Consider the following 23,423-nt stretch of genomic DNA (forward strand, 5'->3'; position numbering starts at 1 on the left):
AGCTAATTTGCATCGTACAATATGTAGTGCGAACTTGAGAGAAAGGTGGAAAAATTGCAGCAGTATGCTATTGGTCAACGTTGGCTATCAGACACAGAAACTGAGCTCGGTTTAGGTGTTCTTATTGATGTAGATGAAAGATCTGTCAGCATTTTATTCCCCAAAAGTGATGAGACACGTGTATATGCACGTAATAATGCTCCACTATCTCGTATCATCTTCAATTCGAATGATGAAGTTCAAGATCAAGAAGGCCAGAAGTGGATCGTTGAGTCTGTTGAAGATCGTCATGGCGTTTTGCGTTACAACGTTGTTCGTACTTTAGAAAATGGCGAGCAAGAGCGTAAAGCACTCAATGAAACACGTATTGGCGCGCAAATTCAGTTATCGAAACCTTTAGATCGTTTGCTTGCAAGTCAAGTTGACTATAAAGAATGGTATGATCTGCGTATTGAAGCGATGCTCATGCAAGCACAAATGCAGACCAGTCCTCTACGTGGGATGGTCGGTGCACGTGTTGGCCTGATTCCTCATCAGCTTTATATCGCACATGAAGTTGGTAAACGCTTTGCACCTCGTGTTTTACTTGCCGATGAAGTTGGTTTAGGTAAAACAATTGAAGCTGGTTTAATTATCCACCAACAGCTTAAAACTGGTCGTTCAGAACGAATTCTGATTTTAGTCCCTGATTCTCTTCAGTATCAGTGGATGATTGAAATGCGTCGCCGTTTTAACTTGCAATTCTCTCTGTTTGATTTAACGCGTACTGCATCTATTAAAGAACATGATCCAGAGCTTAACCCGTTCTTGACTGAGCAATGCATTATTGCCAGCGTTGACTTAATGGTTGACCATGATGATTTGCGTGAGCAAGCCATAGAAGCTGGTTTTGATTTGCTTGTGGTTGATGAAGCACATCATTTGATGTGGAGCGAAGAAGAAGGCGGTAATGATCGCTACGATTTAATTGAAGAGCTCGCTGAAAATACAGCAGGGGTACTATTACTCACTGCAACACCTGAACAATTAGGTGTAGAAAGTCATTTCGCTCGCTTACGTTTACTTGATCCACAGCGTTTTAGTAGTTTAGAGCGCTTCTTAGATGAGGAGACTCAGTACCAGCAGACTGCAAAAATTGCTGAAGTGCTGATGTCGGATCAAGCTTTAACCCCAGAGCATTTATCTGCTTTAGAAGGCTTATTAGGCCACAGTATTGAAGATCAGCCTGACCAACGCTTTAGAGCAATTCACGAATTATTAGACCGTCACGGTACTGGACGTATTTTATTCCGTAATACACGTGAAGCCATTCAGGGCTTCCCAGGTCGTGATTGTCAACCAGCACCATTACCAGCACCAGAAGATTGGTCAAAAGATGGCAAACTGCGTGAACAGATGTGGCCTGAAGAAGCGCAAATTGATGGTTCATGGATGCAAAATGATCCGCGTGTGCCATGGTTAATGGAAATTTTACGCAAAGATCTTAAGCATAAAAAAGTGCTTTTAATTGCGCGTAGCGGACCAGTAGTTGAATCTTTAGAAAATGTGTTGCGTTTGCATGCAGGCATTCGTACGGCAATGTTCCATGAAGGCATGAGCTTACTTGAGCGTGACCAAGCTGCTGCTTATTTTGCTGAAGAAAGCTATGGCGCTCAGATTCTATTGTGTTCGGAAATTGGTTCGGAAGGCCGTAATTTCCAATTCGCCAGTGATCTAATTTTATTTGATCTACCAGCTAACCCAGATGTTTTAGAGCAACGTATTGGACGTCTAGACCGTATTGGTCAAGAAAACCGTATCCAAATTCATGTGCCATACCTTGTGGGAACAGCTCAAGAGCGTATGTTCCGTTGGTATAACGAAGCACTGAATATTTTCAGCAATATTTCTCCGACAGCGCAAACGCTGCAAGAGAATTTTATTGTTGAATTAAAAGATTGTTTACTTGCAGACCAAGGTCAAACATTTGAAGATTTGCTTGAAGAGGTGAATGTTCAACGTCAAGCCTTAGAAGCTGAACTTCAAGCTGGCCGAGATCGTTTACTTGAATATAATTCATGTCGTCCTATTGTGGCACAAGAAATTGTTCAAGCTCTTGAAGACTATGACGACAATACTACGCTACCAATGTTTGTGAAGCGTTTCATGTCATCAACCAATATCGATTTTGATGAGCAAAGTAATGGTACGGTGATTATTAAACCGACCGATCAAATGCAAGTGCAAGGTTTGGCATTAGACGAAGAAGGTATGACAGCAACTTTCTATCGCGATCAAGCTCAGCTTCGTGAAGATGCTCAATATTTAACTTTAGAGCATCCATTCATTGAAAGTGTTATGGAAATGATCCGTACGCAATCATTTGGTAGTACCAATGTTGCTGTACTTAAATCTAATGCGTTAAAGCAGGGCTCAGTATTAATTGAAGTCTGGTTTAAAGTAGATGTTGTTGCACCTAAATCTTTGAACTTGCCATCAAGCTTGCCGAAACAGCTTATCCGTGTATTGTTAAGTGAAAATGGACAGGATTTATCTGAAAAGATTGATCCAACAATTTTAAAACCTTATTTGCACCATTTAGATGGCAATAGCTGCCGTCAAGTAGTTAAAGCCCGCCGTGATATCATTGAGCAGCGCTATAAACAAGCGTTAGAGATTGCGAAAGTTGATTTACCGCAGCTTCAGCAACAAGCAAAAGAACATTATGGCAATAAATGGCAATATGAAATTGACCGTTTAACTTATCTAAAACAGTTCAACCCAAGTATTCGTCAAGACGAAATTGAACGTTTACAAAAACTGCAAAAAGAAGGCTTGAGCTTGCTTGATGGTTTAACTGTTACACCAGAAGCAATTCAAGTGTTAGTTGTGGTTAAACCGTAACTTACTCAAAATGAAAAAAGCGCCGAGAGGGCGCTTTTTTTATACATCGATTTTGAGTTAGATGAGACCAGCGTCTTTTAATTCTAGCTTTAAATACGCATAAAAAATTGGAGCTGCGATTAAACCGCCTAAGCCAAAAATTGACTCAAATACTAGCATTGCTAATAAAATCTCCCATGCATTTGCATTGATTTTATGCCCAATAATTTTAGCATTAATAAAATATTCAAGCTTATGAACCAAAACGAGATAAAGTAATGCTGCTCCTGCTAGTCCTAGGGAAATTGTAAGAGCTGCAATAAACGTTAAAGTGTTTGAAAGCAGATTCCCTAAAATTGGAATGAGACCAAACATAAAGGTCAAAATAGTTAAAGTTTTGGCAAAAGGAAGGTGAACTCCCCAAAGCGGCAATAAAATAAAGGCGAATAAAATAAAGAGCAGCGTGTTAATCGCTGAAATTTTTATTTGGGCAAAAACAACATTTTTAAATGAAATTGATAATTTTTGAATACGTTGGATCAGAAGAGATTTAAAAACAGGCTGAGGCGTACGGCGATGAAAACCATGTATCGCCACCAAAATACCAATAATTAATCCCATGACCATAGTCACGAAGTTATGCAAAATATCGGAACTGGTATTTTTTAGTGTGGTGACGTTATCTTTCATAAATGCAAAGATTTCGTCTTTTAGATCTGTCACGCTATCAGGAATATAACCTGGAAGATACTTTGTGATCTCTGCTTGCAAATGAAGAAGGGTTTGATCAACCTTGCTATTAATACTATGTAATCCGACACCTTTTAGATCGTATACAACGAAACTAATCAGACTCGTTATGAAAAAACCAATAAGGGAGATGGTGACGATACTGAGTAAAATACTAATAAAAATACGGGCTCTTTGACCATCAATATAACGTTCTACAACCGAACTTAAACTAATAATAATTTCATAAATGAGAAAGCCTGCAAAAAAACTTGCTAATAGATGTAATGGGATAACCGAAAGCAAAAAGATGCCCATAAGAATGTAGCTTGCAATCAGACTTTGACGATTATTCAAATTTTGCATGTTGATCCCTGAGATCGTTGGGAATATAGGAGAAAGAGCAAACGGAAAGATTATTTATACTCTGGCAAGCTATTAGCTTCAATTGGTGAATTATATTTTTATTAGAAAATAGAGGAGTTAGATTTAAAAATGGCCTGTTCATCAACAAGCCATTCATTAGATAATTTTAGCGAATTTTTGCTTCATCTAAATGACGTGCACCTTCTAAAATCATCCGAATCATAATCATGGTTTGTTCAGCAACTTCTGCACGTTGATTGATCGGTAAATCAATGACTTTTGCACCCATGTGAAACACAAGTTGAGTAATTGCTTTTGCAACAAGATCTGGATGGTAGAGGTGATTGTTATTTAAACGCTCAAGACGGATTAAATCTTCTTGCAACTCTTGCTGAAAAAAGTTGAGTTGACGGTCTACGGCAGCTTTATAAGAAGCTGAACCTGTAAAACTTTCACGGAGCAGTAAACTTAAATTGCCTTCGTCGGCATCAAGCTGTTGAAGAAAAATATCGACCGAACTACGAATAATACTTTCTTGCAAGGAAGCGCGTAGGCGAGCCTGACGGATAATTTTACGTAAAACGATACCTGCGCGGTCAATTAGAGAAATAGCTAATTCATCAATATCTTTAAAATGTCGATAGAAACTATTTGGCGCAATTCCTGCTTCTCGAGCTACTTCTCGTAAGCTTAATGAAGCAATACTTTTTTGCGGACCAATGAGGTTTAAAGCGGCCTGAAAAAGTTCTTCTTTAGTAATTGTCGCTTTTCTTCCAACAGAACGCGTAGCTGTTTTAATTTCAATGACATCTTGTTGTTGAGGTGTGTCATTCAGGTTCTGAGAAAGTGAAGATTGGGTCATGCTGTTCAATATATTTGTAAACTCTCAGGATTATAGCCTTAGAAGCTGAACTTGTGAAATTGTAATTAAAAGTACGGGTGTATATACAAATATATATACATGTGTATAATAATTAAAAAAGAGCGACAGAGCCTTCAGTTATGCAAGCAATCGAAAAGAGAAATTCTCTATTCAATTCATTGACACAAGCCATCTTTGATAAAGAAATGGCTAATTTCTGGCTACAAAAAGTTAATCCTTTATGGTCTGTAAAGCACGGACTTGTTCAAATTGTAAAAAAAGAATTTGTCGCTCATGATATGGTGAGCCTGACGCTAAAATGCAACCGCCTAGTAAAAATGGGCGTTGCAGGCCAGCATCATCCTGTAATTGTAGAAATTGCCGGTCGTCGCTATGAACGTACTTATAGTTTGACGCAAATTGATGCTCAGCACTTACGTTTAACAGTTAACAAAGTTGCTGATGGTATCGTGAGTAACTGGTTTATTTCTGAAAGCAAAATCGGTGATGTTTTTGAGCTTGGTCAACCTTATGGTGACATGCAACAAAACATCAAAACACCGAATTTAATTATGTTGGCTGCGGGTAGTGGTATTACCCCAATGTTGAGCTTGATTACTGCGATTAAACAAAGCCAGCAGTTAGATAAAGTTCAGGTGCAACTTTTATATTGGGTAAAACAACGTTCAGATGCAGCTTTTGTTGAATACTTTGAAAAAGTTGCGCAGCAATATCCGAACTTTAATTATCAGGTTTTCTATACACAAGAAACCCCAAATGATGAGCGTTTAAATACAGAGCATTTAGCATTAGTTGATGATATCGAAAATAGCACAATTTATGCGTGTGGACCTTCTGGCTTTGTGGCGACAGTTGAGCAACTTTTTGAAAAAGCTCCAGCCGTTTTAACAGAGGCCTTTAGCTTAACAAATGAATGCTCTGCTGATGATATTGGTTATGTGAATGTCACATTAACCCAGTCTAATAAGGTTATTGCAATTCCTAAAAGCCAGTCAATTCTGGTTAGCCTTGAACATGAAGGTCTTAAACCAACTCATGGTTGCCGTATGGGAATTTGTAATAAATGTGTTTGTAATAAATCCCAAGGTTCAACACGTAATTTACTTAACGGTAGTGAAAACACTGAACCAAGCCAATTACTCAAAATTTGTGTGAACTCAGCAAAATCCGATCTAGTTATTGATCTTTAAGAGAGAACTCTTATGAATATGCCAGTGAAAGTCGAATATTTTAAAAATCCTAAAAATCGAGATTTGACTCCAGCAGAACTTGATGCATTTGCAAAAGAGCTCGATCAGATCAAGCAAGAAGTATTGGATGATTTGGGTGAGAAAGACGCTAAATATATCCGCCGTGTTTATGCTGCAATTCGTTATAGTAGCTTTTTAGGTCGTGCATGTTTGTTTGCAGGTTGGTTCCCACCAGCATGGATTTTAGGAACAGGTCTGTTAGGCTTCTCTAAAATTATGGAAAACATGGAACTCGGTCATAACGTGATGCACGGTCAATATGACTGGATGAACGATCCTAAATTTAATGGTCAAACTTACGAGTGGGATACTGTCGGTACTTCTGATAACTGGCGCCAAACTCATAACTATAAACATCACACCTATACCAACATTAAAGGTATTGATGATGACATCGGTTACGGTTTACTTCGTTTATTCCCAGAGCAACGCTGGAAGCCGGGTTTCTTACTTCAACCTGTTTATAGCATCCCATTCTGTTTATTGTTCCAATGGGGCGTAGCTATTCAGAATCTTGAAATTGGTCGTGTCCTTTATAAGCGTAAGAGCATGGCAAAATTCTTGGAAGAGTTAAAACCTGTTAATAAAAAGATTGGAAAACAACTTTTTAAAGACTATGTATTCTTCCCTTTAATTGCAGGTCCAGCAGCTTTACCTGTATTCACTGGTAATTTGGTTGCAAATGGTCTTCGTAATATCTGGACATTTACGATTATTTTTTGTGGTCATTTCACAAAAGATGCGGAAGTATTTCCAAAGTCTGTTTTACAAGAAGAAAGCCGTGGTCACTGGTATATGCGCCAGATTCGTGGTTCTTCTAACTTGAAAGGTTCAGAAGCATTACATATTTTAAGCGGACATTTGAGCCATCAGATTGAGCACCATTTATTCCCTGATATCCCAGCGCGTCGTTATCGCCAAATGGCTCCAAAAGTTGAAGCTGTATGTAAAAAATATGGTCTAAATTATAACAATGCAAGTCTGGCTAAACAGTTTGGACAAGTGGTAGGCCGTATATTTAAATACGCTTTACCTTTTAAAAAATAAGTCAAAAAAAGCCCTGAACTAATCAGGGCTTTTTTTTAGAGAAACAAATTATTTAAACTGAATTGAACCGTTTGCATTCACAGTAATTTTAGACTCACCAGCTGCCATGTCTTGAGCTGGTGCAGCTTCGGCCATAGCAAATTTAGCCATGCTGGCACGCATTACAGGTTGTGGGAAATAGTTATTCGTGTTCAGGTTTAGAGTGACCAAACTATATTGGTTTTTATTCCAAGCTTGGGTCAACATTTGAGCACGTTGTTGGAAGTTTTTAGATGCTTCTACCATTAACTCATTTTCAACTTTTTTACGTTGTTCATCAGAAACCGTAAAGTTAATTGATTGAGTTTGGAAGTTTTGCTGTAATTCGTTTACTAACTGGCTAGCAGCTTTAAAGTCTTTACTTTCAAGACGGATTTCAGCGCGGCCACGCCATTCTTTTAACTTATTGCTATCGTTATCGTAAATTGGATAAGTGCTTTGAGCACCAGTTTCCACTTTTACTTGTGGATATTTACGAGAAACATTAAGTGCCTGATTCATCAGTTGATTAATTTGGTTTGAAAGCTCGGCTGGTTGTTTGTTACTTTTTTCAATATATAAAGTTGCATGCATTTCATCATTAGAAACTTGGCGAGAAGCTTCCGCTTGTACATTTACAATATTGTAGTTCAAAGCATTATCATCCTGAGCAAAAACTAAAGGGCTAAGGAGAGAACCTAAAAGAAGGGTGGATACGGCTAAAGTACGCATAAATTTTTCCTTTAAAAATTAATATAAATTTAATTTTTTTCATTAGGAAATGTTAAACATAACTTATGCATAACTTTTGCAGATTTTGTGGCGTATTTGTAATATTCAGATCAGGTTTTTTTAAATTTTGGTAAATATAAAGTCTTTAAAAATTAAAAGCTTAAAATTAAAGTGTTTCAATGTAACTTAAAAAATCAAAGTAATATAAAAAAAGAATATTTTCTTTAGGTTGTCACATAGTATGATGATAATTCATCATAACTATTGGGATGATACATTTTTTCAATAAGATTAGATGAGTAAAGTACATAAAAGACGTTTTTTTTCTTGTAAAATTAGGTATCATCGCGCTCCTAGTTACAAGATATAAAATAAGTGTCTTTACTAGTTCTATAAAGCACCGAGTCAAAGGACCAATCGTCACCAGACTTATTTCTTTCTACCCCTATCAGAGATGGTAATCCGATATGAGCGTTACTTCCGTTAACCCTGCCACTAATGCTACTAACGAATATTATTTGACTCGCCAAAGTCAAATGGAATCAAATGTTCGTAGCTATCCACGTAAATTACCGTTAGCGATAGCGAAAGCACAAGGATGCTGGGTTACTGATGTTGAAGGTACACAGTACCTTGATTGTTTAGCTGGGGCAGGTACATTGGCTTTAGGTCATAATCATCCTGCGGTGATTCAAAGTATTCAAGATACATTGGCAAGTGGTTTGCCATTGCATACTTTAGACTTAACCACACCTTTAAAAGATGCATTCACTGAAGCATTGTTAGCATATTTACCTGGTGGTAAAGAAGAATATTGCTTGCAGTTCTGTGGTCCTGCAGGTGCAGACGCAACTGAAGCAGCAATCAAACTTGCTAAGACTTACACTGGCCGTAGCTCAGTGATCAGTTTCTCAGGCGGTTATCATGGTATGACCCATGGTGCGCTTGCTATGACTGGTAACTTAAGTGCAAAAAATGCAGTTAACGGTTTAATGCCAGGCGTACAATTCATGCCATATCCGCATGAATACCGCTGCCCACTTGGTTTAGGTGGTGAAGCTGGTGTTGACGCTTTAACTTACTACTTTGAAAACTTTATTGAAGATGTAGAAAGCGGTGTAACAAAACCGGCTGCTGTTATTCTTGAAGCGATTCAAGGTGAAGGCGGCGTAGTTACAGCTCCAGTAAAATGGTTGCAAAAAATCCGTGAAGTGACTGAAAAGCACAACATCGTTTTAATTTTAGACGAAGTTCAAGCTGGCTTTGCACGTTCAGGCAAAATGTTTGCATTTGAACATGCAGGTATTGAACCTGATGTTGTTGTAATGTCTAAAGCAGTAGGTGGTGGTTTACCACTTGCAGTATTAGGTATTAAACGTAAATTTGATGCTTGGCAGCCTGCTGGTCACACGGGTACTTTCCGTGGTAACCAACTTGCTATGGGTACTGGTCTTGTCGTATTAAAAACGATTAGCGAACAAAATCTTGCTCAAAATGCGCAAGAGCGTGGTGACTTCTTACAAGCTGAATTTAAAAAATTAGCTCAAGAATTCCCATGTATCGGTAACGTACGTGGTCGCGGTTTAATGATCGGTGTTGAGATCGTTGACGAGCGTAAACCAGCTGATCGTATTGGTTCGCATCCTGCTGACTCACAATTAGCTGCTGCAATTCAAACTGCTTGTTTCAACAATAAATTATTGCTTGAAAAAGGTGGTCGTAACGGTACGGTAATTCGTTTACTTTGCCCGCTTATCATCACTCAAGACGAGTGTGTTGAAGTAGTTGCTCGCTTTAAGAAAGCAATTGCAGAAGCATTGGTTGCAGTACGAGGCGCATAAGTATGGTGGATTTTGCAGAACATCGTAAAGCGTTACTCTGCAATGATGCACAATCCATTGCTGACTATGAGTCAGCAATGGGCGAAGCGGTAAAAGCCGTTTCAGCATGGTTGCAAAATGAAAAGATGTACACTGGTGGTAGCATTAAAGAATTGCGTTCAGCAATTTCTTTCCAACCTTCAAAAGAAGGTATGGGTGTACAAGAATCTCTTCAACGTATGATTGAGCTTTTCTTGAATAAAAGCTTGAAAGTACATCATCCACATTCATTAGCACATTTACACTGCCCAACCATGGTGATGAGCCAGATTGCGGAAGTGTTAATCAATGCAACTAACCAATCTATGGACTCATGGGATCAAAGCCCGGCAGGTTCATTAATGGAAGTTCAGCTCATTGATTGGTTGCGTCAAAAAGTAGGTTATGGTTCTGGTCAGGCTGGTGTTTTCACTTCTGGCGGTACTCAATCTAACTTGATGGGTGTATTGCTTGCTCGTGACTGGTGCATCTCGAAAAACTGGAAAGACGAAAATGGTAATCCATGGTCTGTACAGCGTGATGGTATTCCTGCCGATGCAATGAAAAACGTCAAAGTCATTTGTTCTGAAAATGCACATTTCTCTGTGCAAAAGAACATGGCAATGATGGGCATGGGCTTCCAGTCAGTTGTGACTGTTCCTGTGAATGAAAATGCACAAATGGATGTAGATGCTCTCGAAAAAACGATGGCGCATCTTCAGTCTGAAGGTAAAGTTGTTGCTTGTGTCGTTGCGACAGCAGGTACGACTGATGCCGGTGCAATTGACCCATTGAAGAAAATCCGTGAAATTACCAATAAATATGGTTCATGGATGCATATCGATGCGGCATGGGGCGGTGCATTAATTCTGTCAAATGACTATCGTGCAATGCTTGATGGTATTGAGTTGTCTGACTCGATTACCCTCGACTTCCATAAGCATTATTTCCAAAGCATTAGCTGTGGCGCGTTCTTGTTGAAAGATGAAGCGAACTATCGTTTCATGCACTACGAAGCTGAATACTTGAACTCTGCTTATGACGAAGAGCACGGTGTACCAAACCTTGTGTCTAAGTCATTACAAACGACTCGTCGTTTTGATGCATTGAAATTGTGGATGACAATTGAATCACTAGGTGAAGACCTTTATGGTTCAATGATTGACCATGGTGTAAAACTTACTCGTGAAGTTGCAGATTACATCAAGGCAACTGATGGTTTAGAACTTTTAGTTGAGCCTCAGTTTGCTTCGGTATTATTCCGTGTTGTTCCACAAGGCTACCCAGCTGAGTTTATCGATAGCTTGAACCAAAACGTAGCGGACGAATTGTTTGCACGTGGTGAAGCAAATATCGGTGTAACAAAAGTGGGTAATGTACAGTCATTGAAAATGACAACATTAAGCCCTGTTGTGACATTCGAAAACGTTAAAAACCTTTTAGGTCAAGTATTGGCTGAAGCTGACCGCATTAAAGATGCAATTGCTTCTGGTAACTATGTACCACCAATCGACTAATTGAGTTGATAACAAAAAAAGCTCGGTTTATTACCGGGCTTTTTTATGGCAGATTGTTTTTATTTGGATTGTGTATGAAGAAAAGAATACATGCACAAATCATGCATATTTTCAAAAAACAAAAATAATTATGCATGATTTATGGGGAGCAAATTTCTTATTGTATTGGTATGTCCCCAATATTTTTGGTCACATTGATATATCAATATCGTACTTACTTTAAATAATCCCGCTTTAACTGAAAAAAGTAAGTGGCTGTAATTACAATTAAGACAAGGAAGAAGAAATGCAACAAGCGAATATGCTCAATGAATTTAAACTCATTATTGGCGGTCAACTTTGTTCAGGTGAACAAGGTGAACTAGAAATTCTTAACCCTGCTACTGGCTTAACTGCTGCACGTTGTGCAAAAGCATCGGTTGCGCAAGTAAATCAGGCAGTGAGTGCTGCTAAACAAGCATCTAAAGCTTGGCAACAAGTTTCACACGAAGAGCGTAAGTTAATCTTGAACAAGATTGCCGATGGCATTGAAAAGCACGCTGAAATGCTCGCAGAGTTGGTTGTGCTTGAACAAGGTAAGCCACTCGCACTTGCTCAAATGGAAGTGCAGGGCGCAATTGGCTGGACTCGCTATGCGGCTGCGATGGATTTACCTGTAGAAGTAATTGAAGACAGTGAAACCAAGCGTATTGAGCGCCATCGCCAACCATTAGGTGTAGTGGCTTCAATTACACCATGGAACTGGCCACTGATGATTGCAGTTTGGCACATCATGCCTGCATTGCGTGCGGGTAACGTGGTCATTAGCAAACCTTCTGAATACACACCACTATCAACTTTGCGTTTATGTGAAATCATTCAGCAAGAAGTTCCTGCTGGTGTAATTTCGATTGTGGTTGGTGCTGGTGAGATTGGCGAAGCATTATCTTCTCATCCAGATGTACAAAAAGTTGTATTTACGGGTTCAACTCGAACAGGCCAGCACATTATGGCCGGTGCAGCTCAGCAGCTAAAACACTTAACTTTAGAGTTGGGTGGTAATGATGCTGGTATTGTATTACCAGATGCAAATATCGATGAAATTGCACCTAAGATTTTTAATATGGCGTTCTTGAATGCCGGTCAAACATGTGCAGCCTTAAAGCGCTTATACGTTCATGAAAGCCAGTATGAAGCTTTATCTCAAAAGTTAGCTGATATTGCCAACGCTCAAGTTGTGGGTGATGGTATGGCATCTTCTACAACATTTGGTCCAGTACAAAACAAAATGCAATATAACAAAGTGAAAGCACTTATTGCCGATGCCATTTCTCAAGGAGCAAAAGCACTTTCTGGGCAACAGCAGCTACCAGAGCAGGGCTACTTTATTGCACCAACTATATTGACTGAAGTTTCTGATTCTTGCCGCGTGGTGCAAGAAGAACAGTTTGGCCCTGTATTACCTGTTTTAAAATATACCGATATCAACGATGCAATTGCTCGTGCCAATGACAGTGAGTTTGGTTTGGGTGGTTCAATCTGGTCGTCAGATATTAAAGCAGCACAGACTTACGCTAGTCAGCTTCAATGTGGTACTGTTTGGATTAATACCCATGCAGAAGTTCTTCCTCATGCGCCTTTTGGCGGCTGGAAAATGTCTGGCCTAGGTGCTGAATTTGGCTTGGAAGGTTTGCTTGAAAATACAATTGGGCAAACAGTCCATATTAGTAAAGTCTAAATATTAACTTTAAGGCGGATCTATTATCCGCCTTTTTATTTTCACTTTTTTAAGAGTGAAATGCTTAGTTTACTTATTGGGAGTGATGATAGCTCATACTTTTAGGTTTGATTAAAAAATGATTCTGTTCTTTAATTTTTTTAAGAACAATGTAAGACTTTATATGGCCAATAAAATTATAAGAAAGCAATCTTTCGGTCACAAATTGAGAAAGCTGTTCTAAGTTTTCAGCAACGACTTTTAAAATAAAATCTGCATCACCACTAATTGAGAATGCATCCTGAATGTTGTCTTCAGCTTCAATGAGCTCTTGAAAAGCCTGCTGTGATTTTGCCTCGTGTGTCCTTAAATTAATATGAATCATTGCTGTAACTTCCAGTCCTAGCGCCTGCTGCTGGATGCGTGCAGTGTAGCCTAGAATTATGCCTTTTTGCTCGAGTAATTGACGTCGTCGTGAACATTGCGAAGCAGATAAACCAATTAAATCTCCTATTTCTTGATTAGTGAGCCGCCCATTCTTTTGTAGTGCCTGAATGATTTGCCAGTCGAACTTATCCATTGCATAAAATCCTTTTATGATACACAAATCATGTATTTTTATTAAAATGCGTTTCCATTATGCACGAAATATAAAAGATAGATGAAATATTATTTTTCTATGGAATAAAAATTGGTCTCAAAGGATATAGAGCAATGTTCATAGAAATCGGTGACTTTTTAAATCTTCGTTTAAAACAAATGGGTATCCAACATCTTTTTGGTGTACCTGGTGATTTTAACCTCTCATATCTAGAACAAGTTGAAGCAGACCCACAACTCGAATTTATTGGAAATTGTAATGAATTAAATGCTGCCTATGCAGCTGATGGTTATGCACGAATTAACGGTTTTTCTGCCTTGGCAACCACTTATGGTGTAGGTGATTTAAGTGCAATTAATGGTATTGCAGGCGCCTATGCAGAAAATGTACCTCTTATTCATATCTCAGGAATTCCACCGTTACATGCGGTTCAAAAGGGCACACTAATACATCATACGCTTGTCGATGGTAACTACGACAATATTATGAACTGTATGAAAGAGTTCACAGTTGCCCAAACACGTTTAACTCCTGCAAATGCAGCTTTTGAAATTGACCGTGTATTACGTCAGTGTTTCCTGGAACGCCGTCCTGTGCACATTCAACTACCAGGCGATATTACTCACGTTAAGATTGAAGTATCTGAACGTCCGCTTGACTTAAGCTACCCAGCTGTTGAACCTGAATTATTGCAGAGTGTGGTAAGCAAACTCTGTGACATTATTGAGAATGCTCAAAGTCCAGCGCTTTTAATAGATAATGAAGCTTCAGTTTTTGGTGTAACTTCACTTTTAAATGATTTATCTCAAAAATGCTCAATCCCATTTGCAGGTATGAATACTGCAAAAAATATTATGGATGAAGGTTCACCTCGCTACATTGGCACTTATGTGGGTGGGGCAAGCCAACCGCATGTGAAAAATATCATTGAACAATCCGACTGCTTAATCGGTATTGGCGCACGCTTTACCGATGTAGGCTCAGCTGTATTTACTCATCAAATTGAGACCAAGAACTACATCGAAATTAAATCTTATGGTCTAAATATTTTTGGTCAGGATTTTCCGGGTATTGAAATTGGACAATTACTTGTCGAGTTAAATAAAAAAGTTGCTCCACGTAAATCAACAACACCTCTTCTTGAAAAACAACCTCAGAAAGTAATTGAAGCTCCAGCTCAACAAAAGTTAAGCCAAGATGTGCTTTGGAACTACATTTCAGGGTTTTTAAAAGAAGATGATGTGATTATTGGTGAAGTAGGAACATCAAACTCTGCTTTGTCAGGTATCAAACTTCCTGCCACAGCTAAATATATTGCTCAGCCGCTTTGGGGTTCTATTGGTTATACCTTACCGGCTTTGCTTGGTAGTTTGTTGGCTGCTCCTGAGCGTCGTCAAATTCTATTTATTGGTGATGGTTCTTTCCAGCTTACGGTACAAGAGCTTTCTACAATTATCCGTCATGGTTTAAAACCAATCATTTTCTTGCTGAACAATGGCGGCTATACCATTGAGCGCTTAATTATGGGTGAAAACGCGGCCTATAACGACGTGCAAAACTGGAAATACACTGAAATTCCTGCGGTATTTAACGGTAAAAAAGGCCATACAACTTATGTGGTTGAAACCGCTGGCCAGCTTAAGAGCGTTCTAGATAATGTTCAGCAAAATGATCAGTTAACTTTCATTGAATTAAAACTACCAGCAATGGATGCGCCGGTAAGTTTGAAAAAATTTGCTTCTGTGATTGCTCGTTTTGATTACGGTGATCGCGGCTACGAAATTTTAAAGGAGCGTTCCCAACCGATTAAATGTAAGGATGCAATCTCTTTTTAAATAGAAGACAGGACAAGTCTTCTCAAAAATTAAATGGACTCACATTACAGCAAACTTATATCCGAAGATCGGTTCCTGATCTTCGGATGTGGTGCTGAATAAAGGTGTACAGGAAGTGACACCAACATTGGAGATAATGTTATGGATGCAAACAATAAGCACGAGTTAAAACAAGGCTTATCCAATCGGCATATTCAACTCATCGCACTCGGAGGGGCGATTGGTACAGGATTATTCTTAGGTCTTTCACAAACAATTAAATTGGCTGGCCCTTCAATTTTATTAGGATATGCAATTGCAGGAATTATTGCCTTTTTAATTATGCGCCATTTAGGTGAAATGGTGGTTGAAGAGCCGGTCAGTGGTTCTTTTAGTTATTTTGCGAACAAGTATTGGGGCAAAATGGCGGGTTTTATGTCTGGCTGGAACTATTGGGTATTATATGTACTCGTCAGCATGGCTGAATTGAGTGCGATTGGGACGTTTATACAGTTTTGGTGGCCTGAAATTCCGACATGGCTGACTGCTTTATTTTTCTTTATTTTAATTAACGGCATTAACTTGGTAAATGTTCGCTTTTTTGGGGAATCCGAGTTCTTATTTTCCTGCATTAAAATTGTTGCCATTTTAAGCATGATTGGTTTCGGTGCTTATCTTTTACTTTCAGGCTCAGCAGGTCCGCAAGCGGGTGTTGCAAATTTATGGCAACACGGTGGTTTCTTCCCGCACGGGATTCACGGTTTTGTCATGGCTTTAGCTGTCATTATGTTTGCATTTGGCGGCTTGGAATTAATTGGTATTGCTGCAGCTGAAACGAAGAAACCTGAAACGACTATTCCTAAAGCAGTAAATCAGATTGTGTACCGTATTTTAATTTTTTATATCGGTGCAATCGGTATCCTTTTATGTCTTTATCCATGGAACATGGTGGCAGAAGGCGGCAGTCCATTTGTTATGATTTTCCAGTCACTCAATAGTAACGGTGTTGCGAACGTTCTGAACTTTGTGGTCTTGATTGCTGCTATTTCAGTTTATAACAGCTGTATCTATTGTAATAGCCGTATGTTGCATGGTTTGGCAGAGCAGGGTAATGCTCCTGCAATTTTGAAAAAAGTAAACAGTCGCGGTATTCCAGTTCCAGCAGCAGTTGTTTCTGCATCTATTACAGCAATATGTGTGGTCGTGAATTATCTGATTCCTGGTCAAGCTTTTCAGCTCTTCATGATGCTTGTGGTGGCTGCACTTGTCATTAACTGGCTCATGATTTCAGTGACGCATTTGAAGTTTACTAAAGCAATGAAATTGCAAAGACGCCAAACTAAGTTCCAAAGCATTATGAGTCCTTGGAGTAATTATTTAACCATTAGCTTTGTATGCTTTATTCTTATTATTATGGCAATGACTCCAGATATGAGATTGGCAGTTATTTTAGGACCAATCTGGCTTGCTGTTTTAGCTGTGATGTACTTCTTAAAATATCGTAAAAAAATGGTTGTTCTGCCAGAAGTACAATCGAATTGATCCTTTAAATTGACAATGATATTGCGGTTATCAGCCTTAAGGTTGGTAACCCTTTATCTCTTGTCATATTATTTTCATGTTACAAAGAAATTGTTTTTTTCTAGAAATTTTTAATAATAATTTTAATGACAGAAAATATTTAAATAATAAAATTAATAAATCACTAAATTACCGTTTTTTAATATATTTATAATACCTTTTGTTTTTATATTTTATAAAAAATAAAAATTTAATATTTTTAGTTAATTTCATAATATAGATTGATAGAGAGGATAAAATAATCTCTATATTTAAAATAACTAATTGATAGTACATAAAAAATATTAATGTGACAGTTAACAATATCGAAATCATCAAAGCGTCATCATACTGTAACTTAATTGTCATATTTTCTATTCACAATGCAGCTATCGAAGAGCGTACAAGCACTCAACAAAAAGTGACGTACAACCTATTGCATTAATGAGAGAGAACAGAATGCGCTTAAATCCACGTCAAATCGCAATTGCGTTAGCAGTAACTGGGGCAGCTGTAACAACGACTGCAAATGCAGCTCGTGATACGATTCAAATTGCTGGTTCTTCAACTGTATTACCGTTTGCCAGCGTTGTAGCTGAAGAGTTTGGTAATACTTTCCCTCAATTTAAAACTCCTGTAGTTGGTTCTGGCGGTTCTTCTGCTGGTTTGAAACAATTCTGTCAAGGTGTTGGCGATAACACGATCGACGTTGCTAACGCTTCTCGTAAAATTAAAAGCACTGAAATCGAAGCTTGTAACAAAGCTGGTGTAAAACAAATTCAAGAAATCAAAATCGGTTATGACGGTATTGTATTCGCGTCTAACTCACACAAAGCAGCTTATAAATTAAAACCTTACCATGTGTTTGCTGCTTTAGCTGCACAGTTACCTTCAAAAGGTAAATTGGTTCCAAACCCATATACAAACTGGAATCAAATTGATAAAACACTTCCAAATGAACCGATTACGCTTGTAATCCCTGCATCTAACCACGGTACTCGTGAAGTTTTCCAAGAGAAAATGGTTGAAGCTGGTTGTGAAGCATATGAATACTTCAAGAGCTTAGATAAAGATGCTCAGAAGAAAGCATGTTCTACTTTCCGTAAAGATGGCCGTGTAATTGAAATCGCTGGCGACTATACAGAAACGTTAGCGCGCTTAAAAACTTCTCCAAGTGCTGTAGGCGTGTTTGGTTTAAGTTTCTATGACATGAACCGTGACAAGTTACGTGTAGCAACAGTAAACAACGTTGTTCCATCTGAGAAGACAGTATTGAATGGTACATACCCTGTATCTCGCCCATTGTACTTCTACGTGAAAGGCGAACACTTAAAATCAGTTAAAGGCTTACCGCAATATGTAGAATATTTTGTAAGCAAGAAAGCAACTGGTAAAGGTTCTAAAGCTGAACGTGATGGTTTAATCGCGATGTCTGATGCTGAACGTGCAAAAGTTTTGGCTGACTTTAAAGCAGGTAAAACTGTTAAATAAGTTAGTTTGAATGAAGGCTGGTGATCTTAAGAGTTCATCAGCCTTTTTGTCTAACTTGTTTTTCCAAATTATGACAATTGAGAAAACAGTGGAGAGTACATGAATCTGCTACTTATCGGTGTGTTGTTAGCCCTCGTGGCAATTGCATATCAACTTGGGCTGAGAAAGAGCCGTAACATAGCAGGTAAGGGAAGCAACTCGGCGACGTTACATTCTCGTCCTGGTTATTATGGCGCACTGGTTGGTCTTTGGTGCGGTATCCCTGCTTTTTTAATTTTGATCATTTGGAACTTGGTTGAACCAAGTATTTTAAATCATATTATTTTTAATAATATTCCGGCGTCTGTAAGTGCTTCTCTTGATGAAGCGGGTAGAAGTGTATTGGTTGATCGTGTTCAATCAATTGCTTCAGGTTTTGGGGTGAGCGATAAACCGGCAGCCTACGAATTAGCTGCTGCTCAACAGTTTGCAAAATTTCAAACCATTGGCTCTTTTGCCAAATTTGCTGTTGTAATTTGTGCTGCTTTATTGGGGTTGGTTTGGGCAAAGAAAAAAATCAGCCAACAATATCGTGCTCGTAACCAAGTTGAACGTGCCATTAATGTTGGTTTGATTTTATGTTCTGGTGTTGCGATTTTGACAACCATCGGTATCGTAATGTCGATGTTTGGCGAAGCAATGCACTTCTTCCGTTTTGTCAGTCCAATGGACTTTTTCTTTGGTACAGAATGGAATCCGGGCTTTAGTACTTCTGGTAATGCTGAAGGCAGTTATGGTTTATTACCATTGCTATGGGGTACGCTCATGGTCAGTGGTATCGCTCTACTCGTTGCTGTACCAGTTGGATTAATGATCGCAATTTATTTAGCTGAATATGCTTCACCATGGTTCCGCTCATGGGCAAAACCAACAATTGAAGTCTTAGCTGGTATTCCAACAATTGTTTATGGTGTATTTGCCATGATGATTATTGGACCATTCTTTAAAGCAGCGGGTGCATATGTTGGTTTAGAGATTAATGCGACGAGTGCTTTAACTGCTGGCTTTGTAATGGGAATTATGATTATCCCGTTTGTGTCATCTTTGTCTGATGACATTATTACTCAAGTCCCGCGTGCACTACGTGACGGTTCTTTAGGACTTGGTGCGACTAAGTCTGAGACAATTCGTCAAGTTGTATTACCAGCAGCTTTACCGGGGATTACAGGCGCTTTCTTATTGGCAGTCTCTCGCGCTGTTGGGGAAACCATGATTGTGGTTTTAGCAGCAGGGAACAGTCCACTTTTACACGCAAATCCATTTGAAGCTGTTTCGACAGTGACAGTAACTATTGTAAAACAGTTGACTGGAGATACAGACTTCTCAAGTCCACAAGCATTGGTTGCATTCGCGCTAGGTTTAACACTATTTGTTATTACCTTGGGATTAAATATTGTAGCACTGTACATTGTGCGTAAATACCGTGAGCAATACGAATGAGTACATCAAATACATCGTCTCCTATGGATCAGAACGTATTTGATCCGAAAACTGCTGCCGAAACACGTGAACGACGTAAACAGGTTATTGAAAAATCTTTGGCTAAACGTCATCGTAAAGAAAAAGCTTTCCGTTTTGCGGGTTTCTCGGCAGTCATTATTGGTCTTGCATTCGTTGCTCTCTTGTTCGGTAGTATTTTGGCAAAAGGTTTACCTGCTTTTTGGCAAACCAGTATGAATGTTCCAATTTACTTTGACCCTAAAGTGATTGATGCAGGGCCAGTACCTGTACGTACTCAAGGTGAAACACCTGCACATTACCAAGAACGTTATGTTGATTGGCAAACTAAAATGGGTATGGTCGATTGGGATGGCATCATTGTAAATGGAATGATTGCTAAAGATCCTGCACTTGCATCACAACGTGACTACTTGAGTAGCTTATATGCAAGCTCGGAAGCTTATCGTCTACGTGATATGGTTTTTGCAGATCCATCACTTATTGGTAAAAAAGAAAATATTACCTTCTTAGGTGATGCGAATGTCGATGTTTGGTTAAAAGGTAATATTGATCGTTCATTACCAGATGATCAGCAACAACTCGATCCAGAAGTGCGTAAGCTCGCAGATGAATTAAAGGCGAAAGGTGTTCTTGAAAGTACATTTAACTTGAACTTATTTAAGAATCCTGACTCTCGTAGTTCTCCAGCAATTAGTGGTCTTGCAGGTGCATTCATGGGTTCATTATTCATGATGCTGATTGTGATCATCATTGCGATCCCAATTGGTGTTGCCAGCGCAATCTATCTTGAAGAGTTTGCTCCAAAAAATGTTCTGACCGACATTATTGAAGTAAATATTAATAACCTTGCTGCTGTTCCTTCTATCGTATTTGGTTTACTTGGTGCTGCAATTTTCATTGGTTGGATGCATTTGCCTTTATCAGCTCCGCTGGTGGGTGGTTTGGTTTTAAGCTTAATGACACTACCAACGGTCATCATTACCACGCGCGCTTCATTAAAAGCAGTGCCACCTTCTATTCGACAAGCGGCACTTGGTTTGGGAGCTTCTAAGTTCCAAACGATTTTCCATCACGTTTTACCGTTGGCATTACCGGGCATTATGACAGGTGCAATTATTGGTGTTGCACATGCGCTTGGTGAAACCGCACCTTTACTTTTAATTGGAATGAGTGCATTCGTTGCAAGTATTCCAGCAACTCCATTTGATCAAGCAACTGCTTTACCTGTACAGGTCTACTTATGGCAGGGTAATGAGTTGCGTAACTTCTTCGAAGGCCGTACTGCTGCTGCGATTATCGTACTGCTTGCATTAATGATTGGTTTAAACAGTCTTGCAATTTGGTTACGTAAAAAGTTCGAAGTGCGTTGGTAATAGAGGATAAATCATGAATACTATTGATATTACGAATTCCTTAGAAAAGGATAAGTTAGTGAATACTGAACAATCTCAATTTACAGATAAATCGCTGAATCATGGCACTTCGTATGTTTCGCATTTTGAACCACATACTTCAAAAAAGCAGAACTCAAACGAAATCAAAATTAGTGCACAAGATGCCCATGTTTACTATGGTGATTTTGAAGCTATCAAAGGTATTGACCTAGATATTTACCAAAATGAAGTGATCGCATTTATTGGTCCTTCAGGTTGTGGTAAATCAACGTTTCTTCGTACGTTAAACCGTATGAACGATACGATTGATGGTTGCCGCGTAACAGGTAAAATTACCCTCGATAACCACAATATTTATGACCCAAATCTAGACGTTGTATTATTGCGTGCTCAGGTTGGTATGGTGTTCCAAAAGCCAAACCCATTCCCTAAATCTATTTTTGACAACGTGGCTTATGGGCCTAAACTTCACGGTTTAGCGCGTGATAAATATGACCTTGAAGAAATTGTTGAAAATAGCTTACGTAAAGCTGGTTTGTGGGATGAGGTTAAAGACCGTTTGAACCAGCCAGGTACAGGTTTATCAGGTGGTCAGCAACAACGTTTATGTATTGCACGTACCATTGCTGTTAGTCCTGAAGTGATTTTAATGGATGAGCCGTGTTCGGCACTCGATCCAATTGCAACAGCAAAAGTAGAAGAACTTATTTCTGAATTGTCGAATCAATACACAATTGTGATTGTGACTCACTCAATGCAACAAGCGGCACGTGTTTCTGATCGTACTGCTTATTTCCATTTAGGTGATTTAATTGAAGTCAACTCAACTGAAAAAGTCTTTACTCAACCTGACCATCAGTTAACGGAAGCGTATATTACTGGTCGCTTCGGTTGATTAATAAACAATAAAAGAAAAAGAGCCATGTGCTCTTTTTTTTATTTTATAAATGAAAATGACTCTATTTTTCAAAATCGCTATTGAATTTTAATCAAAAGGACCACATCTTAAGGCTATAAAGATAAACTTATGAGCTTAGAATTTTATGTTATTCCATTTGCCTAAACTCCCTGCGGAAATACGTGTCAGCCATTTAAATGCACGTGTCAATGAACAGAGAAAAAAAATTGCGCAAACTACGGCAAGCCGTTTAGAACTTTTACAATTAGCTCAACAACTTGCTAAAGAAGCTAAAATTCGCCGTAAAAATAATCAGAAAATTTTTGTTTTAGATTTCAAAGGTGATATTCAAGCTTCGGCAGTTGAAAACTTGCGTGAAGAAATTACCCTGATTTTAGCAACTGCTAAAGCAGGACGTGATCGTATTGTAGTTCGTCTTGAAAGCCCAGGTGGTATGGTGCATGGTTATGGTCTAGCAGCAGCTCAGTTGGTGCGTTTACGCGATGCAGGTTTTCATTTAACAATTTGTGTTGATAAAGTTGCTGCAAGTGGTGGCTATATGATGGCATGTATTGCAAATGAAATTATTGCAGCACCGTTTGCTATTGTGGGTTCAATTGGCGTGGTTGCTCAAGTTCCAAACTTTAATCGTCTTTTAAAAGAACACAATGTGGATTTTGAGCTTTACACAGCAGGGCAGTATAAGCGTACTGTAACTATGTTTGGTGAAAATACGCCTGAAGGTAAAGCGAAGTTCGAAGAAGAACTGCAACAAACTCATGTCTTATTTAAGCACTTTGTAGAAAAGTATCGCCCACAGCTTAATGTTGATAAGGTGGCGACAGGTGAGCATTGGTATGGTGAAGATGCCCTAGATCTGAACCTTGTTGATAAATTACAAACCTCTGATGAGTATTTATTAGCTTTATTACCGCAACATGATGTGTATGTGATTAATACACGTAAGAAAGCGACCTTAGGTGAAAAGCTGGGTTTACAAGCAGCGCAAATGGCAGATAGTTTGATTCCTACTGTAATCGGCAAAGTAATGGAAAGCCTAGCAAAAGCGAACACGACGCTTGTACAAGTACGTGATCCAAAACTATAATTTTATCTAATTCAAATGTTATAAAAGACCAGCTTAAATGCTGGTTTTTTTATAAAGTTAATATTCAAAATTGTCTTATTAAATACGCTTAGATTTTT

General features: G+C 38.7%; 17 protein-coding genes. 13 read left to right on the forward strand and 4 right to left on the reverse strand.

All coding sequences use genetic code 11. From position 1 onward, the window contains the following. The first annotated feature begins 45 nt into the window (after window positions 1–45). Entirely contained in the window at window positions 46–2,883 is a 2,838-nt protein-coding gene (gene rapA, locus MKL33_RS00865) for an RNA polymerase-associated protein RapA (RefSeq protein ID WP_032004481.1), read from the forward strand. Between the two features lie 57 nt (window positions 2,884–2,940). Here rapA and MKL33_RS00870 read toward each other — a convergent pair whose 3' ends face one another. Beyond that, window positions 2,941–3,957 (reverse strand): AI-2E family transporter, encoded by a 1,017-nt coding sequence (locus MKL33_RS00870; protein ID WP_005067939.1) that lies wholly within the window; start codon window positions 3,955–3,957, stop codon window positions 2,941–2,943. 166 nt (window positions 3,958–4,123) lie between these two features. Beyond that, window positions 4,124–4,819, reverse strand: a complete 696-nt coding sequence (fabR, locus tag MKL33_RS00875; RefSeq protein ID WP_002118668.1) for an HTH-type transcriptional repressor FabR — start codon at window positions 4,817–4,819, stop codon at window positions 4,124–4,126. A 140-nt stretch (window positions 4,820–4,959) separates the two neighbouring features. On the opposite strand from fabR, the gene MKL33_RS00880 reads away from it, so the two are divergent. Further along, window positions 4,960–6,030, forward strand: coding sequence for a ferredoxin reductase (locus MKL33_RS00880; protein ID WP_270906298.1), 1,071 nt, complete (start codon window positions 4,960–4,962; stop codon window positions 6,028–6,030). A gap of 12 nt (window positions 6,031–6,042) precedes the next feature. Then, window positions 6,043–7,137 (forward strand): fatty acid desaturase family protein, encoded by a 1,095-nt coding sequence (locus MKL33_RS00885; RefSeq protein WP_002118415.1) that lies wholly within the window; start codon window positions 6,043–6,045, stop codon window positions 7,135–7,137. Between the two features lie 48 nt (window positions 7,138–7,185). Here MKL33_RS00885 and MKL33_RS00890 read toward each other — a convergent pair whose 3' ends face one another. Continuing rightward, complete coding sequence (locus tag MKL33_RS00890) at window positions 7,186–7,887, reverse strand: SIMPL domain-containing protein (RefSeq protein ID WP_014207320.1); 702 nt, start codon at window positions 7,885–7,887, stop codon at window positions 7,186–7,188. Between the two features lie 467 nt (window positions 7,888–8,354). Between MKL33_RS00890 and MKL33_RS00895 the strand changes: the two genes are divergently transcribed. From MKL33_RS00895 to MKL33_RS00905, 3 genes are all read left to right on the forward strand, one after another. Continuing rightward, entirely contained in the window at window positions 8,355–9,728 is a 1,374-nt protein-coding gene (locus MKL33_RS00895) for a diaminobutyrate--2-oxoglutarate transaminase (protein WP_002118718.1), read from the forward strand. 2 nt (window positions 9,729–9,730) lie between these two features. Continuing rightward, window positions 9,731–11,263 (forward strand): pyridoxal phosphate-dependent decarboxylase family protein, encoded by a 1,533-nt coding sequence (locus MKL33_RS00900; protein WP_017399290.1) that lies wholly within the window; start codon window positions 9,731–9,733, stop codon window positions 11,261–11,263. Between the two features lie 286 nt (window positions 11,264–11,549). Then, complete coding sequence (locus MKL33_RS00905) at window positions 11,550–12,980, forward strand: aldehyde dehydrogenase family protein (RefSeq protein WP_078225184.1); 1,431 nt, start codon at window positions 11,550–11,552, stop codon at window positions 12,978–12,980. Between the two features lie 73 nt (window positions 12,981–13,053). Here MKL33_RS00905 and MKL33_RS00910 read toward each other — a convergent pair whose 3' ends face one another. Further along, on the reverse strand, window positions 13,054–13,539 hold the full coding sequence (locus tag MKL33_RS00910) for an Lrp/AsnC family transcriptional regulator (RefSeq protein ID WP_004700117.1): 486 nt from the start codon (window positions 13,537–13,539) through the stop codon (window positions 13,054–13,056). 134 nt (window positions 13,540–13,673) lie between these two features. Between MKL33_RS00910 and MKL33_RS00915 the strand changes: the two genes are divergently transcribed. The 7 genes from MKL33_RS00915 (at window position 13,674) to sohB (ending at window position 23,325) form a co-directional block, all read left to right on the forward strand. Continuing rightward, window positions 13,674–15,395 (forward strand): alpha-keto acid decarboxylase family protein, encoded by a 1,722-nt coding sequence (locus tag MKL33_RS00915; RefSeq protein WP_233733067.1) that lies wholly within the window; start codon window positions 13,674–13,676, stop codon window positions 15,393–15,395. A 141-nt stretch (window positions 15,396–15,536) separates the two neighbouring features. Then, window positions 15,537–16,916: an amino acid permease gene (locus MKL33_RS00920; RefSeq protein WP_014207315.1), complete on the forward strand. Its 1,380-nt coding sequence runs from the start codon at window positions 15,537–15,539 to the stop codon at window positions 16,914–16,916. 477 nt (window positions 16,917–17,393) lie between these two features. Beyond that, window positions 17,394–18,425, forward strand: coding sequence for a substrate-binding domain-containing protein (locus tag MKL33_RS00925; RefSeq protein ID WP_002118975.1), 1,032 nt, complete (start codon window positions 17,394–17,396; stop codon window positions 18,423–18,425). Window positions 18,426–18,524: 99 nt separating this feature from the next. Beyond that, entirely contained in the window at window positions 18,525–19,904 is a 1,380-nt protein-coding gene (pstC, locus tag MKL33_RS00930; RefSeq protein WP_002119004.1) for a phosphate ABC transporter permease subunit PstC, read from the forward strand. Continuing rightward, complete coding sequence (gene pstA / locus MKL33_RS00935; RefSeq protein WP_005073268.1) at window positions 19,901–21,298, forward strand: phosphate ABC transporter permease PstA; 1,398 nt, start codon at window positions 19,901–19,903, stop codon at window positions 21,296–21,298. The genes pstC and pstA overlap by 4 nt, the downstream gene beginning before the upstream one ends. Window positions 21,299–21,311: 13 nt before the next feature. Then, the gene (gene pstB, locus MKL33_RS00940; RefSeq protein WP_005067963.1) at window positions 21,312–22,214 is read left to right on the forward strand and encodes a phosphate ABC transporter ATP-binding protein PstB; all 903 of its coding nucleotides are present in this window, start codon (window positions 21,312–21,314) and stop codon (window positions 22,212–22,214) included. Between the two features lie 148 nt (window positions 22,215–22,362). Beyond that, entirely contained in the window at window positions 22,363–23,325 is a 963-nt protein-coding gene (gene sohB / locus MKL33_RS00945; protein ID WP_005067965.1) for a protease SohB, read from the forward strand. Window positions 23,326–23,423: the final 98 nt, after the last annotated feature.

Source organism: Acinetobacter sp. AOR43_HL (assembly GCF_027854635.1).
Lineage (GTDB): Bacteria > Pseudomonadota > Gammaproteobacteria > Pseudomonadales > Moraxellaceae > Acinetobacter > Acinetobacter pittii.

Bases quoted from the DNA above. Each gene is read 5' to 3' on its own strand.
- MKL33_RS00870 (WP_005067939.1), bottom strand. From the start codon at position 3,957: ATGCAAAATTTGAATAATCGTCAAAGTCTGATTGCAAGCTACATTCTT.
- fabR (WP_002118668.1), bottom strand. From the start codon at position 4,819: ATGACCCAATCTTCACTTTCTCAGAACCTGAATGACACACCTCAACAA.
- MKL33_RS00880 (WP_270906298.1), top strand. From the start codon at position 4,960: ATGCAAGCAATCGAAAAGAGAAATTCTCTATTCAATTCATTGACACAA.
- MKL33_RS00885 (WP_002118415.1), top strand. From the start codon at position 6,043: ATGAATATGCCAGTGAAAGTCGAATATTTTAAAAATCCTAAAAATCGA.
- MKL33_RS00890 (WP_014207320.1), bottom strand. From the start codon at position 7,887: ATGCGTACTTTAGCCGTATCCACCCTTCTTTTAGGTTCTCTCCTTAGC.
- MKL33_RS00895 (WP_002118718.1), top strand. From the start codon at position 8,355: ATGAGCGTTACTTCCGTTAACCCTGCCACTAATGCTACTAACGAATAT.
- MKL33_RS00900 (WP_017399290.1), top strand. From the start codon at position 9,731: ATGGTGGATTTTGCAGAACATCGTAAAGCGTTACTCTGCAATGATGCA.
- MKL33_RS00905 (WP_078225184.1), top strand. From the start codon at position 11,550: ATGCAACAAGCGAATATGCTCAATGAATTTAAACTCATTATTGGCGGT.
- MKL33_RS00910 (WP_004700117.1), bottom strand. From the start codon at position 13,539: ATGGATAAGTTCGACTGGCAAATCATTCAGGCACTACAAAAGAATGGG.
- MKL33_RS00915 (WP_233733067.1), top strand. From the start codon at position 13,674: ATGTTCATAGAAATCGGTGACTTTTTAAATCTTCGTTTAAAACAAATG.
- MKL33_RS00920 (WP_014207315.1), top strand. From the start codon at position 15,537: ATGGATGCAAACAATAAGCACGAGTTAAAACAAGGCTTATCCAATCGG.
- MKL33_RS00925 (WP_002118975.1), top strand. From the start codon at position 17,394: ATGCGCTTAAATCCACGTCAAATCGCAATTGCGTTAGCAGTAACTGGG.
- pstC (WP_002119004.1), top strand. From the start codon at position 18,525: ATGAATCTGCTACTTATCGGTGTGTTGTTAGCCCTCGTGGCAATTGCA.
- pstA (WP_005073268.1), top strand. From the start codon at position 19,901: ATGAGTACATCAAATACATCGTCTCCTATGGATCAGAACGTATTTGAT.
- pstB (WP_005067963.1), top strand. From the start codon at position 21,312: ATGAATACTATTGATATTACGAATTCCTTAGAAAAGGATAAGTTAGTG.
- sohB (WP_005067965.1), top strand. From the start codon at position 22,363: ATGTTATTCCATTTGCCTAAACTCCCTGCGGAAATACGTGTCAGCCAT.